Annotated in this window: 13 protein-coding genes; 12 read left to right on the top strand and 1 reads right to left on the bottom strand. The window is 58.2% G+C overall.

Annotated elements, in window-relative coordinates:
* Positions 1-77: 77 nt before the first annotated feature.
* From CAK95_RS14285 to CAK95_RS30005, 6 genes are all read left to right on the top strand, one after another.
* On the top strand, positions 78-749 hold the full coding sequence (locus tag CAK95_RS14285; protein ID WP_086088513.1) for a TetR/AcrR family transcriptional regulator: 672 nt from the start codon (positions 78-80) through the stop codon (positions 747-749).
* A 348-nt stretch (positions 750-1,097) separates the two neighbouring features.
* Complete coding sequence (locus CAK95_RS14290; protein WP_086088514.1) at positions 1,098-2,060, top strand: Bug family tripartite tricarboxylate transporter substrate binding protein; 963 nt, start codon at positions 1,098-1,100, stop codon at positions 2,058-2,060.
* Between the two features lie 122 nt (positions 2,061-2,182).
* A complete protein-coding gene (locus CAK95_RS14295; RefSeq protein ID WP_086088515.1) occupies positions 2,183-3,100 on the top strand; it encodes an alpha/beta hydrolase in 918 nt (305 codons plus the stop codon).
* A gap of 98 nt (positions 3,101-3,198) precedes the next feature.
* Positions 3,199-4,146 carry an amidohydrolase family protein gene (locus CAK95_RS14300; protein ID WP_157699625.1) on the top strand — a complete coding sequence of 316 codons (948 nt, stop codon included), beginning with the start codon at positions 3,199-3,201 and terminating at the stop codon, positions 4,144-4,146.
* Between the two features lie 141 nt (positions 4,147-4,287).
* A complete protein-coding gene (locus tag CAK95_RS14305; protein ID WP_157699626.1) occupies positions 4,288-5,739 on the top strand; it encodes an aldehyde dehydrogenase family protein in 1,452 nt (483 codons plus the stop codon).
* Positions 5,740-5,934: 195 nt separating this feature from the next.
* Positions 5,935-6,180: a 2Fe-2S iron-sulfur cluster-binding protein gene (locus CAK95_RS30005; protein ID WP_245303767.1), complete on the top strand. Its 246-nt coding sequence runs from the start codon at positions 5,935-5,937 to the stop codon at positions 6,178-6,180.
* Between the two features lie 90 nt (positions 6,181-6,270).
* On the opposite strand, the gene CAK95_RS14315 is transcribed toward CAK95_RS30005, so the two are convergent.
* Positions 6,271-7,203, bottom strand: coding sequence for a LysR family transcriptional regulator (locus tag CAK95_RS14315; RefSeq protein WP_086088519.1), 933 nt, complete (start codon positions 7,201-7,203; stop codon positions 6,271-6,273).
* A 286-nt stretch (positions 7,204-7,489) separates the two neighbouring features.
* On the opposite strand from CAK95_RS14315, the gene CAK95_RS14320 reads away from it, so the two are divergent.
* From CAK95_RS14320 to CAK95_RS14345, 6 genes are all read left to right on the top strand, one after another.
* Positions 7,490-8,683, top strand: a complete 1,194-nt coding sequence (locus tag CAK95_RS14320) for an ABC transporter substrate-binding protein (RefSeq protein WP_086088520.1) — start codon at positions 7,490-7,492, stop codon at positions 8,681-8,683.
* Between the two features lie 81 nt (positions 8,684-8,764).
* Entirely contained in the window at positions 8,765-9,640 is an 876-nt protein-coding gene (locus CAK95_RS14325) for a branched-chain amino acid ABC transporter permease (protein WP_086088521.1), read from the top strand.
* Complete coding sequence (locus tag CAK95_RS14330) at positions 9,637-11,436, top strand: branched-chain amino acid ABC transporter ATP-binding protein/permease (protein WP_086088522.1); 1,800 nt, start codon at positions 9,637-9,639, stop codon at positions 11,434-11,436. Before CAK95_RS14325 ends, CAK95_RS14330 begins: the two co-directional genes overlap by 4 nt.
* On the top strand, positions 11,433-12,176 hold the full coding sequence (locus CAK95_RS14335; protein WP_086088523.1) for an ABC transporter ATP-binding protein: 744 nt from the start codon (positions 11,433-11,435) through the stop codon (positions 12,174-12,176). Before CAK95_RS14330 ends, CAK95_RS14335 begins: the two co-directional genes overlap by 4 nt.
* A 19-nt stretch (positions 12,177-12,195) precedes the next feature.
* Entirely contained in the window at positions 12,196-12,897 is a 702-nt protein-coding gene (locus CAK95_RS14340; protein WP_086088524.1) for a cyclase family protein, read from the top strand.
* 63 nt (positions 12,898-12,960) lie between these two features.
* Complete coding sequence (locus CAK95_RS14345) at positions 12,961-14,364, top strand: amidase (RefSeq protein ID WP_086088525.1); 1,404 nt, start codon at positions 12,961-12,963, stop codon at positions 14,362-14,364.
* The last annotated feature ends 783 nt before the right edge of the window (positions 14,365-15,147 follow it).

The following is a 15,147-nucleotide window of genomic DNA, read 5'->3' on the forward strand; positions in this document are numbered from 1 at the left end:
GTTCCTTGCTAACCGCGTTGACAACGGCGCGAATCGTCGATCAATGCAGGTGAGGAACTTCTGACAGGAGAGCTGGCGTGGCGCAGCGAAGCGGTGATCCGGCGCGCGTTCGCGAGAAAATTCTGAAGCAGGCGATCGAGGAGTTCTCTCGTATCGGCCTAGAAGGCGCACGCGTTGATCGCATTGCGGAGCGATCACGCGTCAGCAAGAATATGCTCTACTACTATTTCAAGTCGAAAGAGGGACTTTTCATCGCCGCGCTCGACCGAACCTATGAACAGTTGCGTGAGCAGCAGAAAGACATCAGCATCCGTGCGAGCGATCCGCTTGTAGCGATGCAGCAGCTTGTGCAGCACACTTTTCGAGCCTTCGAGAATAATCCTCATGCCATCCGGTTGATGAACGAGGAGAACAAGCATCGCGGCAAGTATCTGCGGAAATCCGGACAGATACGTTATCTTTACACGCCGCTTGTTGAGACGATCCAGTTCATTCTGGAGCGGGGCCGCAGCGACGGCATTTTTCGTGCCTCGATCGATGCGCGTCTGCTCTACATGACGTTGTCTTCCCTTTGCTATCACTACCTCTCCAACCAATACACACTCGAAATCGCATTGGGCCGCGATCTGACGTCAGAGAAGTCGCGTCAGGAGTGGCTGGATCACGTTACGAATCTGGTCCTTCTTCACTGCGTCTCAGATCCGACGGCGATGATCGCGACGGACAAGAAAGCGCGCACTGCCTGCTAGGCCGGTTTCGCTTTTTCGCTCACTTTTTGATCAAGCAAACTCTCACAAATTAATCGACGTGCTGAACGTCTGGGCATCAGCAATCGCATATGTCGAATTGTTGCCATGCAATGTTGACTGATCAGTCAACTGTAGGATAGCTTTTCTTCAGAGTAATTCTGCTTTGGAATTTGCTCCTTTTGCGCACGCGCAACGGAGGCGACAGGCAAATTGCTTTGCGTTGACCGCTTGCGAACAAGCCGTTCTGCGAAGGGTGAACGCTGCTGTACGTTGCGGCTGTCCGAGGGGCTCGGTCAGCGCTGGCTATGCTTGCTCAACCCGGTCAGGAGAGTCTCGATAATGAGCTGCATGTACCGTTTTTTCACTGCCGCCTTGTTTTCCTTGGCTGCGTTATTTGCTCCGGCCCTTGCGCAGGAGTTTCCCGATCGTCCGGTTCGCCTCGTCGTTCCTTTCCTCGCAGGCGGCACGGTGGATTCCACAGGGCGCATTCTGGCGCAGAAGCTTTCCGAACAAACCGGCCAGCAATTCATCGTCGAGAACCGCGGCGGTGCAGGCGGCAATATCGGCTCGGAGGCTGTCGCAAAATCCAACCCGGACGGATACACGTTGCTGCACACCGCGCCAACGCTTGTCGTCAATCAGTTTCTTTACAACAATATGCCGTACGATGCGGACAAGGACTTTGCGCCGATCGGATTATTCGCCGTAACGCCTGTTGTGCTGATGGTCAGCAATGATCTGCCGGTAAAGAATCTCGATGAGTTGATCGCGTATGCCAAAGCCAATCCTGGAAAAGTGAGTTTTGGCTCGGCCGGCGTTGGCACGATTCCGCACTTGGCAGGAGAGCTGTTCAAGTCGCTGGCAAAAGTCGAGATTGTGCACGTTCCCTACAAAGGAACATCGGCGGCGATGAACGATCTTGTGGGCGGCCATATTCAGGTGCTTTTCGATCTGTTGCCATCCAGTCTTCCTCAGATCAAGTCGGGTCGTGTGCGCGCGATCGCCAATGCCGGAACCAAACGTCCAGCCGTTTTGGCTGATCTTCCCACACTCGCCGAGCAGGGATTGAAGGGCTATGATGCAGCTTCCTGGGTCGCTGTTGTGGCGCCGGTCAAGACGCCGGCGCCGATCCTGAAGAAGCTGCGGACAGAAATGGGCGCAGCCTTGAAGTCTCCGGACATCGTCAAGCGCCTGAGCGATCTCGGTTCGATGCCGGGCACCGCGGATGAGGCGGATTTCCGGAAGTTTCTGAAGACGGAAACGGACAAATGGGCCGAGGTGATCAAAGCTTCCGGCGCGAAGCAAAAGTAACCTCATCAACATGAATTGCTGCTGTGTGTGCTATGCCGCAGTAATGTTGCATGCCTTGATTGGCTATGTGATGAGCATCTGGCGATGACAGATCGCCAGATGCTCTACATCAGGTTTTATGAATGGCATCTCTTCCTGACATCCCTGACGATCTGCGTAAGCTGATGGCTGAAGTCGGCCCGAAATGGGCGACCGACACGCGCGGCCATATCAAGCTGATGATTGACCGTTTCAGCGAGGTGTTGGTCCATGCTCCGAAGGATGCCGCAGAGGTGGTCTCCAACGTCAGCTACGGTCCGCATGAGCGTCAGCGGTTTGACGTGTTTCGTCCACTCAACGATGTTCGCGTCGAGAATGGGAGACGTCCGGGACTGGTCTTCGTCCACGGCGGCGCTTTCACCGAGGGAAGCCGGCATCGCAGCAGCGAAGTGTATGCCAACGTGCTACACTATTTCGCGCAGCATGGGATCGTCGGCATCAATTCCGGGTATCGTCTTGCGCCGGATGCAATCTATCCGGAAGCGACACGCGATATCTCAAAGATCGTACAATGGATGCGCGACAATGCAGACGAACTTGGGGTCGATCCAAACCGTGTCTTCCTGATGGGACATTCGGCTGGCGGGGCCCATGTCGGCAGCTACGCGTACAACAAGAGCCTTCAACCTGAGGGCGGGCCAGGGCTGGCCGGCCTGATCATTGTCAGCGGGCGTATGCGTGCGGACAATCGCAGCGACAATCCGAATGCCCGGCGGGTGGAGGCATATTACGGATCGGATTCCAGCACCTACAACGATGTAACACCCATCACGCATGTCGATGCGGACAGCATGCCGACATTCATCGCCATGGCGGAGTTCGAGAATCCGCTGATCGATGTCTATTGCCTTGAGCTTGCGCATCGGCTTGCCGACGCCAAGGGATTTGCGCCCCCGGTTCTCTGGCTCAAGGAGCACAACCACACCTCGATCATTGCGCACGTGAATACGTCGGAAGAGGTGCTTGGACAGGCGATCCTGCGTTTCATCGACGAGCATTGACGCTGCGCGGACGCCCGCGAGCGGTTGGTGGTATGCCATCGCCGCCACACGGACCTCAGCTCGAAAAAGCCAATAAAATTCGGAGTGAAGAAACACCCATGATCATTGCCCTGGAAGAACACTATTTCGATGCGGATTGGAACGCGCAAGCCGACACGCCGCGGCATTCGCCACGTCCCGATACCCCGTTTCTCCGCCGACTCAGTGATCTTGGTGAACAGCGCATCAAGGAGATGGATGAGGCCGGCATTGATCTCCAGGTGATCTCGCATGCGCCTCCCGGAGCGCAAGGAGTGAAGGACGCCGACTCTGTGTCTTGGGCTCGAAGGACGAATGATCGTCTTCACGCCGCCATTCAACAGCATCCGAGCCGGTTTGCGGGGTTTGCTGCCGTGCCGACGTCGGATGCCGTTACGGGGGCTGACGAACTTGAGCGGGCTGTCGGCTCACTTGGTTTCAAGGGTGGGATGATCAACAGCCTCACCGAAGGACCGTTTTTGGACGATAAGCGCTACTGGCCGATTTTCGAGCGGGCGCAGGCGCTCGATGTTCCGATCTATCTTCATCCATCAGATCCCAATCCTGCAATCCTGTCGACCTATTACAAGGGGTATGCCGAAACCCATCCGATGTTCATTCGTGCAGGATGGGGCTTCATGGTGGAAACCGGGACGCAGGCGATGCGTCTGGTTCTGAGCGGCATCTTCGACGCTTATCCGCGTCTCAAGATCATCCTCGGGCATCTTGGCGAAACGATCCCCTATCAGATCGCGCGGATCGATGAAGCATTGAGTCGCGATACGCCGATGAAGAACTTTCGTGAGGTGTTTTCAGAGCACTTCTATGTCACCACAAGCGGTTTTTTCTCCACGCCTGCGATGCAATGCTGCATCGACGAGATCGGCATCGATCGTGTGCTTTTTTCGGTCGACTGGCCATATGCGTCGAACGTCGCCGGCGTCAAATGGATGAAGGAGTGCGCGATGACCGACAGCGACAAGGACAAGATCTTCTCCGGGAATGCCAAGCGCCTGCTCAAGCTCTGAAATGGCCTGTCCACGCGTTCGGTCACGTGTCATGAGGGTCGGAAGAAGGACGAAATCATTTCTATCCTGGCCAACGACGAAAGTTTGACTGTGGTGCGAGGCGGCGGCAATAAACAAATCAAATTCTGACAGGATATCGACGTGCAGCATTCGGATTCTCTCTTCATCGCCGAACCTTTTGTTCCGGGACATTCGAAGCCCAAAGGTGCAGTCCTGAAGACGTTTGTGCGCCCGCAGGATGGCGTACATATCGGCGATATCGTCGAAAGCGGGGCGGAAGGTGTAGCCGTGGCGGTCGCTTCGTCTCGGGCGGCATTCCGGGCCTTCAAGTCATCGAGCATTCATGACCGGATGGCGCTGCTCAAGCAGGCATCGGATGCAATTCGCGGCAGTGCTGCCGACATTGCAAAGCTCATCTGTGAAGATGTCGGCAAACCGATCAAGGCCGCGAATTTCGAGGCTAACCGCGGTTGCGATTTTATCGACGCCTGCATCGCCGCCGTGTCGCAGCTCCGCGGCGAAGTCCTGCCGCTGGACGCCGTGGCGACGGGGAGAGGCCTCACGGGCTTCACCAAACGTGTACCTTATGGCGTCGTTGGCGGGATTACGCCCTTCAACGCCCCAGTCAATCTGCTGCTCCAGAAAGTTATGCCTGCTGTGGCGGTTGGCAATGCGATTGTGGTGAAGCCGGCATTGTCCGGCAGTCGTGTCGCAACGCAACTGGCTAAGTTGTTCCTGGAGGCAGGGTGGCCGCAGGGGCTGTTCAATGTCGTGACCGGCGACCGTGAGACAGCGCTTGCCTTGGCCGCGCATCCTGATGTTGACGCGATTTCATTCACCGGCGGAACTGCTGCAGGACACGACCTCGTCCGTGCGGCCGGGGCCAAGAAGTTCGTCGCGGAACTCGGTTCGAACGCCGCCAATATCGTGCTCGGCGATGCCGATTTAAAATTTGCCGCAACCAGGATCGCGTCCGCCGGCTTCGAGGCCAGCGGACAGCAATGCATTTCCGCCCAGCGTGTTCTGGTTCAGCGCTCGGTACTGGGTGAATTCCTGGCGCTGTTCACTGCGGCTGCGAAAGCGATGAAGGTGGGGTTAGCGTCCGATCCGGCAACGGACGTGGGGCCGATGGTGCATCTGGCGGCCGCAGAGCGCGTGATGAGCATGGTGGAGGACGCTGTGGCGAAAGGCGCCACTGTTGCGCTGAAGCCAGAGAGGGACGGCGCGACTGTCTCCCCCGGCATATTGGTGGATATCGCAAAAAACAGTCGGCTTTGGAAGGACGAGGTGTTCGGTCCTATCGTTGCCGTCGTTCCATTCGACATGATCGATGAGGCAATTGAACTCGCGAACGATTCCGATTTCGGTTTGCAGGGAGCGGTGTTCACACAAGGCTTGTCGCATGCTCTTCGTTTCGCGGAGGACATGGACGTCGGGTCGCTGTGGATCAATGAAGCAAGCCGGTTTCGCCTCGATATGTACCCGTTCGGCGGTGTCAAGCAGAGCGGGATCGGGCGCGAAGGTGTGGTCTACGCCATGGAGGAACTGTCCCAAGTCAAGTTTATCGGCATTAGGTCGCAACCTCTCTCCTGACCGATAAAATGGGCTTGTGAAATTGATCGGGAGAAAATCGCGTTTGCCGCTGTAGATCCCCAAAGTGCATGCCGCATTCACACGGCAGGGCGCTGGAGTTTTCGACTGCAGGAGCCGAGTCCAGGAGTTTTGGCGATTGCTCAGAAAAGCGTCTCTGTGCCAGACAATTGTTCTCGGAACAGCAATGGGCCTTTCGTGGTCAAGCTCGCCCGGAGCCAAAGGGAATTGCTCTGGAACAGCGATGAACGCGATCTATTAAGTCTATCGGAGAAGAATGGCGTTGAGCTGCTGAACGGTTGCCGCACGGGTCAGTGCGAGAGCTGCCTCGTCAAGGTTCTGTCCGGCCAGGTCGCGCACCTTGCGCCAGTTGAACTCGAAGAACCCGGTACTTGCCTGACTTGTTGCGCGGTTCCTTTGAGCGACCTTGTGCTCGACGCCTAGGTTACTCTAGCCAACGCAATCGCGGCATCAGCTATAGCCTCGTTTAACAGCATGCACGCGCTTCAATTGGCGTTGATGCTCTATCCCGGCTCAAGTCCCCTGGGCCCGCAACCGTGCTCGCCAGGCGCCGCTTTCGACCATGGACTGGATCACTTCCGCAAGTGCAGTGGCCACGACTTCGCTGGAGCGCGCATTGATGGTGCGCTGTGACACGACGACCGAAAGCCGCCATGACGGCGTCGGATCGACAATCGGCACCGCGTTCATTTCGCCACGCGCGATTTCGTCGATGAAGGCGAAATGCGGCATGATGGTCATGTGTCCCGACCGCACAAGCTGGCTGATGGCCGTGAGGGAATCGCTGTCGATCACGATGTTGGGCGTAATGCCTTCGCGCACCGCAATACGGTCGATCACGTTGCGGAGCACATGCGGATTGCCCGGCAGCGCGATCGGCAAATTCTCGAGCTCCGAAAAGCGGACGCTCGCCCGCTTTAGAATTGGATTTTTGCTGTCCGCGATCAGCATCAAGTCTTCGACCATCATTTCGGTCCATGCCACATTCGGGAACGGCTTGTGATCGTAGAGCAAGGCGACGTCGAGCCGCCCGAGTTGCACCCATTCGTCGAGCGTGCCGGTCATCGCCTCGATAATATGAAGCGAGATATTCGGATAACGCTTCGCAACTGTTGCGATGAGTTGCGCAGACATGCCGCGGCAGGCCGACGTGGGCAGTCCGACAGAGACTTTTCCGATCGGACTCTTGGCCTGGCTCGAGACGATTTCCTTCGCGCGTTCGATGTCTTTCAGAATCGTGCGCACATGGTCGCAGAACAGGCGCCCCAGATCGGTCAGCGTCACGCCGCGCGCATGACGGTGCAGCAATTCGACACCGAGTTCCGTTTCGAGATGCTTGATCTGAAGACTGAGGGCGGGCTGCGAGGTGCGCATGATTTCCGCCGCGCGCGACAGGCTGCCGCAATCGGAGATGTGAACGAGCGAGCGTAACTGTCTGAGGTCCATCAATACATTGCCCTGGGGCATTTACCCATTGAGCAATTAAACAGCAGCGATAGCTGCATAGCAATTCGTTCTTGATCTGCCTTGAAATGCAAGAAAATTACGCATTTACGGGCGTTTAATTGTGCGGCTGGGCGATCAATGGGCTTATAGCTTCAAGGTATACGATCCAATTATATCTCCGATTAATAATTTGTCTTTGTGGCGCCGGCGGTTTTGCTCCGTAATTGGGTGCCGGGTCTCGGCGGCATTGATAGCCGCAGCGGTCAGCAACAAACGGAGAGCCCAGATGTCGCAACGCTTCGTAAGCCCCCTTCCTCTGATCGCTGTGATGGCGGCCGTGCTGATTGCAGGCCCGGCGGTGGCTCAACAGGAGCCCTGCATCGGAAACAGCGGGCCGTTGACCGGTCCCGCAGCTTTCGGCGGTGCGGCTGTCAAATACGGTGCGGAAGTCGCGATTGACGAAATCAACGAGAAGGGCGGTGTACTCGGCAGGAAGCTGCGTTTCGTCCAGTACGACGATGCCGGCGCTCCGCCACGCGGCGTCGACAATACGCGCCGCATTGCGCTCGCAGACAAATGTATCGCGATCTTCGGCGGCTATCACTCGACTGTAGGTCTTGCTCAGGTCGATCCCATTCAGGAAATCGGAATTCCCTATATTGGCACCATCGCTGCGAACACGAAGATCATCGAGCATGGCAAGACGCCGAGCTCCATGTTCCGCGTCTCCGCCAAGGACAAGTGGGTCGCGCACTTCCTTGTCGAACAGGCGATGAAAGCCACGAAGAACGGCAAGATCGCCTTTATTTACGAGAATACCGGCTGGGGCAACGGCGCTGTGCCCGACGTCAAGGCCGCATTGCAGGCCAAGGGCAAGGAACTCGTAACCGCCGAGACGTTCAACTGGAACGACCAGGATATGTCGGCGCAGGCGATCCGTATTCGCGACGCCGGTGCGGATACGTTGCTGATCTGGGGACTGGACCGCGAAGGCAATCAGGTCCTGCGCAGTCTCGACAAGATTGGCTACAAGCCGACCATGATTGCCGCTTGGGGCCTCGCTGGAAATCTCGGTGAACTCGCAGGACCGCTCGCCAACGGCGTTCGTGTGATGCAGACCTTCACCTGGATGGGCGATATGGATGCCAAGACCAAGGTGATCTGGGACAAGATCCAGAAGAAATACGGGCTGAAAGATCCGTCCGATCTGAAGATGGGCTCTGGCACCGCCAACGCCTATGACGCGGTCTATATTCTCGCGAAGGCGATCGAGAAGGCCGGATCCTACGACTGGGCGAAAGTGCGTCAGGCACTCTACACCGTGGAGCACACCGGGCTCGTTGCGAATTACAAGCCGGCTTTCGATGCCTCCAATCCTGAACGGCAGGATGCGATTCTTCCGCAATATTACCGCCTGACGGCTTGGCATGAAGGCAAGCTGCTGCCGATCTCGCAGACGCCCTACGGCGCAAGCCAGTAAAAGGTACCGGCTGGCGGACGCCGCGCGCGTCCGCCCTTTCCTACTTCCTGAATTCTCCCTTCGTCCTCTTCGAAAGCAGTGATGCAAACTGCCCTTCAATATGCGTTTTCCGGGCTTGCGATCGGCGGCATCTATGCGCTCGTCGCGCTCGGGTTTCACATCATGTGGTCGGCCGCCAAGGCGGTGAATTTCGCGCATGGCGACACGCTGATGCTGGGCGCAGTGCTGACCATCATGGGCATGGATGCGGGGCTGCCATTTCCGATTGCTGCACTCGTTTCAATCGCCACATCCTGCGTGTTCGGAATCCTGCTTGAGCGTTTCGCGGTACGGCCCTTCGCCAAATCGGCGGCGTCGATCGGCTGGATGCTGACTACCATCGCCGTCGGCATCATGCTCGAGGCGCTCGTGACCATGCGCTTCGGCGGGTTCTCGCGGCCGCTGCCGTCGCCCGGCGTGTCGCATGCCATCTCCATTTTTGGCGCGGGCGTGTATCCGCAGGAGGTCCTGATCCCGGTTTTTGCGATCGTGGTCATGCTCGGTTTCGGCTGGATGCAGCGCAAGACGCTGATCGGCCGCGCCATGCAGGCGGTTGCGTTTGATCGCAACGCGGCCGCGCTGATGGGCATCAATGTCAACGCTGTGTTTGCTGTTTCCTTTGCGCTCGCCGCCGGATTGGGCGCAGCAGCCGGCATCCTGGTTGCGCCAGTGACGCAGGCTTCGGCCACGATGGGCCTCATTCTTGGCCTCAAGGGCTTTGCCGTCGCCATCATCGGCGGGATCGCCAGCGCACCGGGCGTTGTCGTCGCCGGGCTTGCGTTCGGGATCATCGAGAAATTCGTCGAAGGCTACATCTCGACCGCCGCGCGCGAGATCATCGGTTTCAGCCTCATGATCCTTGTGTTGCTCATCTTCCCTCAGGGGCTGTTCGGCAAGCGCGAGGTCTTCAAGGTATGACGTCGCGCGGCTCGCTTACGGGCTTTGGCCTATTCATCGCGTTTCTCGTCGCCGTCCCGTTCGCGGCCGCAAACGAATACGAATTGCGGCTGTTTATGCTGTTCCTCATCTACGCCGTGATCGCGCTCGGGCTGAATATTCTTGTTGGGCTCGCTGGCCTCGTATCGCTCGGGCAGGCCGGGCTGTTCGCGCTAGGCGCTTATACCGGCGCAATTCTCGCGACCAGGGCCGGCTTTGACCTCATCACGGCAAGTATCTCTGCAATCGTGATTGCGAGCCTGTTTGGTGCCTTGCTTGCCTATCCGACCGTTCGGGTCCGCGGTGTATACCTCGCTGTGGTTACAATCGCCTTCGGCCTGATCGTCGAGAACGCGGCGATCGAGTGGCAGGGTCTGACGGGCGGTCCTATGGGGATCACCTCCATCCCAAAACCGACGTTGTTCGGCATCCCGCTTACGGGATATCGCTATTATGCGGTGCTGGCCGTGGTGCTCGTCGTCGTTGCCGCTGTCACGCACAATCTCAAGCGCTCGAAATACGGGCGTGCGATGCTGGCGGTCTCCCAGAGCGAAACCGCCGCGCGCAGCCTTGGCATCAATGCCACAGGCACCCGTACATTGGCCTTCGTGATCTCGGCGGCGACGGCGGGGCTGGCTGGCGTGCTCTATGCTTTCCTGAACTCCTATATTTCTCCGGACATTTTCACCTTTTCCGATTCCATCCGCTTTCTGCTGATGGTGATTTTTGGCGGCGCGGGAACGACGACCGGCGCGCTGATCGGCGCATTTATCCTCACGTATCTCCCGGAATATCTGCAGCAATTGCAGTACTGGCAAAAGTTTGCCTACGGTTTGCTGCTGGCGCTTGTGATGTTCGTCCTGCCGCTCGGCGTATTCGGGACGGCGGTGCATTTGTGGCGGCGCTGGCGGCCATCACCGCGCTCGGTCAACGCGTCCGAGGGGTTGCCGATCGAGCAGGCGCTTGGGCTGACAGGTGATCCCAAGCAACGGCTGGCGACTGAACTTGTGGCGCAAGGATTGACCGTGCGGTTCGGCGGTCTCACGGCTTTGAATGATGTCTCGCTGCGTGTGCGCCCGGCCGATATTCACGCGTTGATCGGACCGAATGGCGCCGGAAAGTCCACTTTCGTCAACACGATCACCGGATTTTACACGCCCGACAGCGGACGTTTTGAACTCAGCGGCGTCCCGCTGGATGGCCTTTCGCCCCATGCCATCGCGCGCGAGGGAATGGCGAGGACATTCCAGAACACCGAACTGTTCGGCGGCATGACGGTGCTCGAGAATGTCATGGCCGGATATCAGCACCGTTTCACTTATAGCATCCTCGACGCCGCTTTGCGGACGCCGCGTTTCCTGCGCGAAGAGGAGGATTGCCGCCGCGCCGCGATTGGTTTGCTCGAATTCGTCGGATTGACCGACTACGGAAACGAGGTGGCTCGCTTCCTGCCATTCGGTCTGCAACGACGGTTGGAAATCGCCCGCGCCTTGGCGCCAGCGCCAAGGCTTCTGCTGCTCGATGAGCCCGCAGCGGGACTGACTGTCCATGAGATAGATGAGCTCGATCGCATGATCCGGCGGATCTCCTCGCTCGGCATTTCCGTCCTGCTGATTGAGCATCATGTTGACCTGATCATGTCCGTCGCAGATCAGGTAACAGTCCTGGATTACGGCACCGTCATCGCGAGCGACACGCCGGACGAGGTACAGCGCGATCCGCGTGTGATCGAAGCCTATTTTGGTGGTTCGGCGGCCATCCACAAGGTGGCGTCATGAGCGAAGCCGACATCCTTCTGAAAGTCACCGGTCTGCATGTGCGCTATGGCGCGGCGACGGCCGTGCGTGGTGTCGATATGCACGTGCGCCGCGGCGAACTGGTTGCTGTGATCGGCAATAACGGCGCGGGGAAAACCTCGATCCTGCGAGGTATATCTGGCCTTGTACGACCGAGTGCCGGGCAGGTGACTTTCAACGGCGTTGAGACTGTCAGTTTCGCCGCGCATCAGAAGGTCAGGCTCGGTCTCGCGATGATTCCCGAGGGACGGTTGATTTTCGCGGATCAAACGGTCGAGGACAATCTGATCCTCGGTGCCTATATCCGATGGTCGCGCGAGCGGCCGCGCATCCGCACTGAGTTTGACGAAATCTTCGATCTTTTCCCGCGTCTGAAGGAGCGATTTCATCAGCGTGCCGGCAGTCTGTCTGGCGGCGAGCAACAGATGCTGGCAATCGCGCGCGGTCTGCTGTCGCGGCCGGCATTGCTGATGATCGACGAACTATCGCTCGGCCTCGCGCCGAAGATCGTCGATCAGCTGATGGGTTTGTTGCGCGATCTGAATGCCAAGGGACAGACGATCCTGCTGGTCGAGCAGTTGGCCTCGCATGCGCTGGCCATCGCGCAGCGTGCCTATGTCGTCAATCACGGTCATATCGAGCTCGAAGGAACGTCCGCGGAACTCTCCGGATCGCCGAAGGTGATGGAGACCTTCCTCGGCAAAAAGCGCAACGTCGTCTGAATCAGAAAAGGAGATCATAATGGGTCAGCGCGTCATCGACTTGAGCCTCTTGATTGAAGACAACATGCCGGCCCACAAGCTGTTTCAGCGGCCTGTCATGACCATGCATCTCAGCCACGAATCGACGCTGGCACTTAATCTCGGCGTTCCGGGCGACGCCATGACGTTCCAGACCAATTTCATTGCAACGCTCGATCACGTCGGCACGCATGTGGACGCGTTCCGTCATGTCAATCCGAAGGGCGCACCGGTCGACCAGATGCCGCTTGAAATGTTCATGGGCAAGGCCGTGTGTTTCGACCTCCGCCATATTCCGGACCTCGGCGACATCGCGGTCAAGGACATGGAAGAGGCCGAAAGGAAGGCCGGCATAAAGGTGGATGGCCACATCGTCCTCCTGTGCACCGGCTTTCACAAGCGCACCTATCCGACGCTGGATTCGGTGTGGAAGAATCCACTGCTAACAGTGGAGGCCACACGTTGGCTCTATGACCGCGGTTCGAAGATGCATGGCGTCGAAGGACCGTCCACCGACAAACCCTCCGACAATATCTTCGCGCAGCACCGGCTCTGCCGCGATCTCGGCATCAGCCACTGGGAGTGGCTGGTGAATCTGGAGGAGGTCCTCGGCAAGGGCGAATTCCAGTTCTTCGGCGTTCCGCTGAAGTTCAAGGGCGGCTCCGGCTCACCGGTCCGCGCTTTCGCGATCGTCAACGCATAATGCGTTGGACCGCGTCCGGGCGATACGCGTTGCCCGGGCGCGCTGCATTTGCGGGGGTGTTTTATGTCGGCTGAATTCGACGCCATGTCTGCGATTGAGTTGCGGCAGAAGATCGCTCGAAAGGAACTCTCTCCCGTCGAGGTCACCAGACGCGCACTTGAACGAGCAGAGGCAAGCCAGAGCACGCTGAACGCCTTCTTTGTGCTGTTGCCGGAGGCGGCGATGGCGGCGGCGCGCGAAGCGGAAGACGCCGTGATGCAGGGCAAGCCGCTCGGCTCGCTGCACGGCATTCCGTTTTCGGCGAAGGACCTGATGGCGGTCGCCAATGTGCCGTATGCGTCGGGCTCGCGCGCAATGGCGAACAATATTGCTGCCGTCGATGCGCCTGCGGTCGAGCGGGGCAAAGCAGCCGGGGCGATCCTGATCGGCAAGTCCACAACCAGCGAGTTCGGCTGCAAGCCAGTGGGGGACAGTCCGCTCACCGGCATCACGCGTAACCCGAGAAACCTGAACAAGACACCCGGCGGATCGAGCGCCGGTGCGGCCGCCTCGGTCGCCGCCGGCATTACGCCATTTGCGCTTGGCACCGACGGTGGCGGCTCGATCCGCATTCCCTGCAGCCTGACTGGGCTTGCCGGGATCAAGGGGCATTTCGGACGTGTGCCGGTGTGGCCAACGTCGGCGACACCGACGCTCGCACATGTCGGCCCGATTGCGCGCAATATGGAAGATGCTGCACTGCTGTTTTCGGCGATTGCGGGTTACGACGGGCGAGATCCGTTCAGTGTCGTAGGCCCAGTACCTGATGTGTTGGCGGCGACCAGGGCACCCGTCGCCGGCATGCGCGTCGCACTCAGCCTGACGCTAGGTTATGCGCGGCCTGATGCCGATGTCGTGGCGGTGATCGAAAAAGCTGGGAAGACGTTGGAAGACCTCGGCTGTATCGTCGAGACAGTGGACACGGTTTTCGAGAAAGATCCGGCTGATCTCTGGACCGCTGAATTCTACGCCGGTGTCGGTACGCGGCTGCGCGGGGTTGTCGCGACGCAGCGCGATCTGCTCGATCCGGCGGTCGCCGAAATACTGGAGGCCGCGCTCGCGCAGAACATGCGAGACTACTATGAGAAAGTCTTTGAACGTTACGTCTTCCGCGAAAAGGTTCGAACCTTCTTCGAGCATTACGATGCCCTTGTTTCGCCGGTCGTGCCGGTCAGTTCGCTCGATGTCGGCGTGAATATCCCGCCGCATCTTATTGATCGCAATCTAGTTTCCTGGGTGTACTACACCTATCCGTTCAACCTGACCGGCCAGCCGGCGACGACAATCTGCGCCGGGCTGGGCGACGGCGGCATGCCAGTTGGATTGCAGATCGTCGGGCGCTCACTTGGCGAGTTTGATGTTGTGCGGTTAGCATGTGCATTTGAGAGAGTTACTGTACCCGGCACAGCGCCTGTGAGACAGATTTAACGATTTGAGCAGTGGAGGATCTCTCATCATAATCCTTGAGGAATGGAGATAAGACAGAAATCCGGGTCATCAGAATCATCTTCCGAGCGGATTGCGAAAGACATTTGCCGGGCACGGCTGAAGATGATCCGACGTGTCCGCGAAACCTTCTCCTGGGTGTGGATGTGAACAGAGCGCGAAACGTCGGCGTCGCACCATGAGTTCTCCTGCGGTCAAACGAGGGCCGCTTGAAAGGCGTCCACCAAGCGTTAAAAGCCGTTCGAAAAATTCTGCCGCACGTGCACAAGCCATCAATGAAGGTTTGCCAATTTCGGAAATTCGGTAAGTGTAACAGTGTGCTCGATCAAAACGGAAAACTGGCAAACTTATTGATTGTTCTAAGAAATAACTCTTCCCTAGGGAGCACCATCTTGCTTGCTCCGGGCTAAAAGCGTTCTAAGATCTTGAAGGGCATGGTGGTTTTTGGAGTTCGAAAGCCGTCATTCGGTAGCACTTCAGATGCTCGTCGAATGTCAGACGAAGCACAAGTTTGACCCAGTGAATGCGGAGGTCGTAGCCGCCGCTCGCGAGATCACAAGCCAAACCTGCAGCTCAAGCTGATGACGACATGGTGCTGCAGAACCTCCGCCTCCGTGCGTGTGACTCTTCTCGAAGGAGAGCTCGGTAACGCGAGTGAGGAGGGCATTCGCCATCTGCGCGGTGTTACGGCTGTGAAGGAATCCTGCTTCAGCCCTCTCGGAGGAAGCGGGTAAGCGTCCGTTCAGCGACATCTCGATCAAGATA

It is taken from the genome of Pseudorhodoplanes sinuspersici (assembly GCF_002119765.1).
Taxonomy (GTDB): Bacteria; Pseudomonadota; Alphaproteobacteria; order Rhizobiales; family Xanthobacteraceae; genus Pseudorhodoplanes; species Pseudorhodoplanes sinuspersici.

Excerpts from the sequence above, each read along its gene's own strand:
- CAK95_RS14315 (WP_086088519.1), bottom strand. The coding sequence starts at position 7,203 with ATGGACCTCAGACAGTTACGCTCGCTCGTTCACATCTCCGATTGCGGC.
- CAK95_RS14330 (WP_086088522.1), top strand. The coding sequence starts at position 9,637 with ATGACGTCGCGCGGCTCGCTTACGGGCTTTGGCCTATTCATCGCGTTT.
- CAK95_RS14290 (WP_086088514.1), top strand. The coding sequence starts at position 1,098 with ATGTACCGTTTTTTCACTGCCGCCTTGTTTTCCTTGGCTGCGTTATTT.
- CAK95_RS14325 (WP_086088521.1), top strand. The coding sequence starts at position 8,765 with ATGCAAACTGCCCTTCAATATGCGTTTTCCGGGCTTGCGATCGGCGGC.
- CAK95_RS14300 (WP_157699625.1), top strand. The coding sequence starts at position 3,199 with ATGATCATTGCCCTGGAAGAACACTATTTCGATGCGGATTGGAACGCG.
- CAK95_RS14345 (WP_086088525.1), top strand. The coding sequence starts at position 12,961 with ATGTCGGCTGAATTCGACGCCATGTCTGCGATTGAGTTGCGGCAGAAG.
- CAK95_RS14335 (WP_086088523.1), top strand. The coding sequence starts at position 11,433 with ATGAGCGAAGCCGACATCCTTCTGAAAGTCACCGGTCTGCATGTGCGC.
- CAK95_RS14295 (WP_086088515.1), top strand. The coding sequence starts at position 2,183 with ATGGCATCTCTTCCTGACATCCCTGACGATCTGCGTAAGCTGATGGCT.
- CAK95_RS14320 (WP_086088520.1), top strand. The coding sequence starts at position 7,490 with ATGTCGCAACGCTTCGTAAGCCCCCTTCCTCTGATCGCTGTGATGGCG.
- CAK95_RS14340 (WP_086088524.1), top strand. The coding sequence starts at position 12,196 with ATGGGTCAGCGCGTCATCGACTTGAGCCTCTTGATTGAAGACAACATG.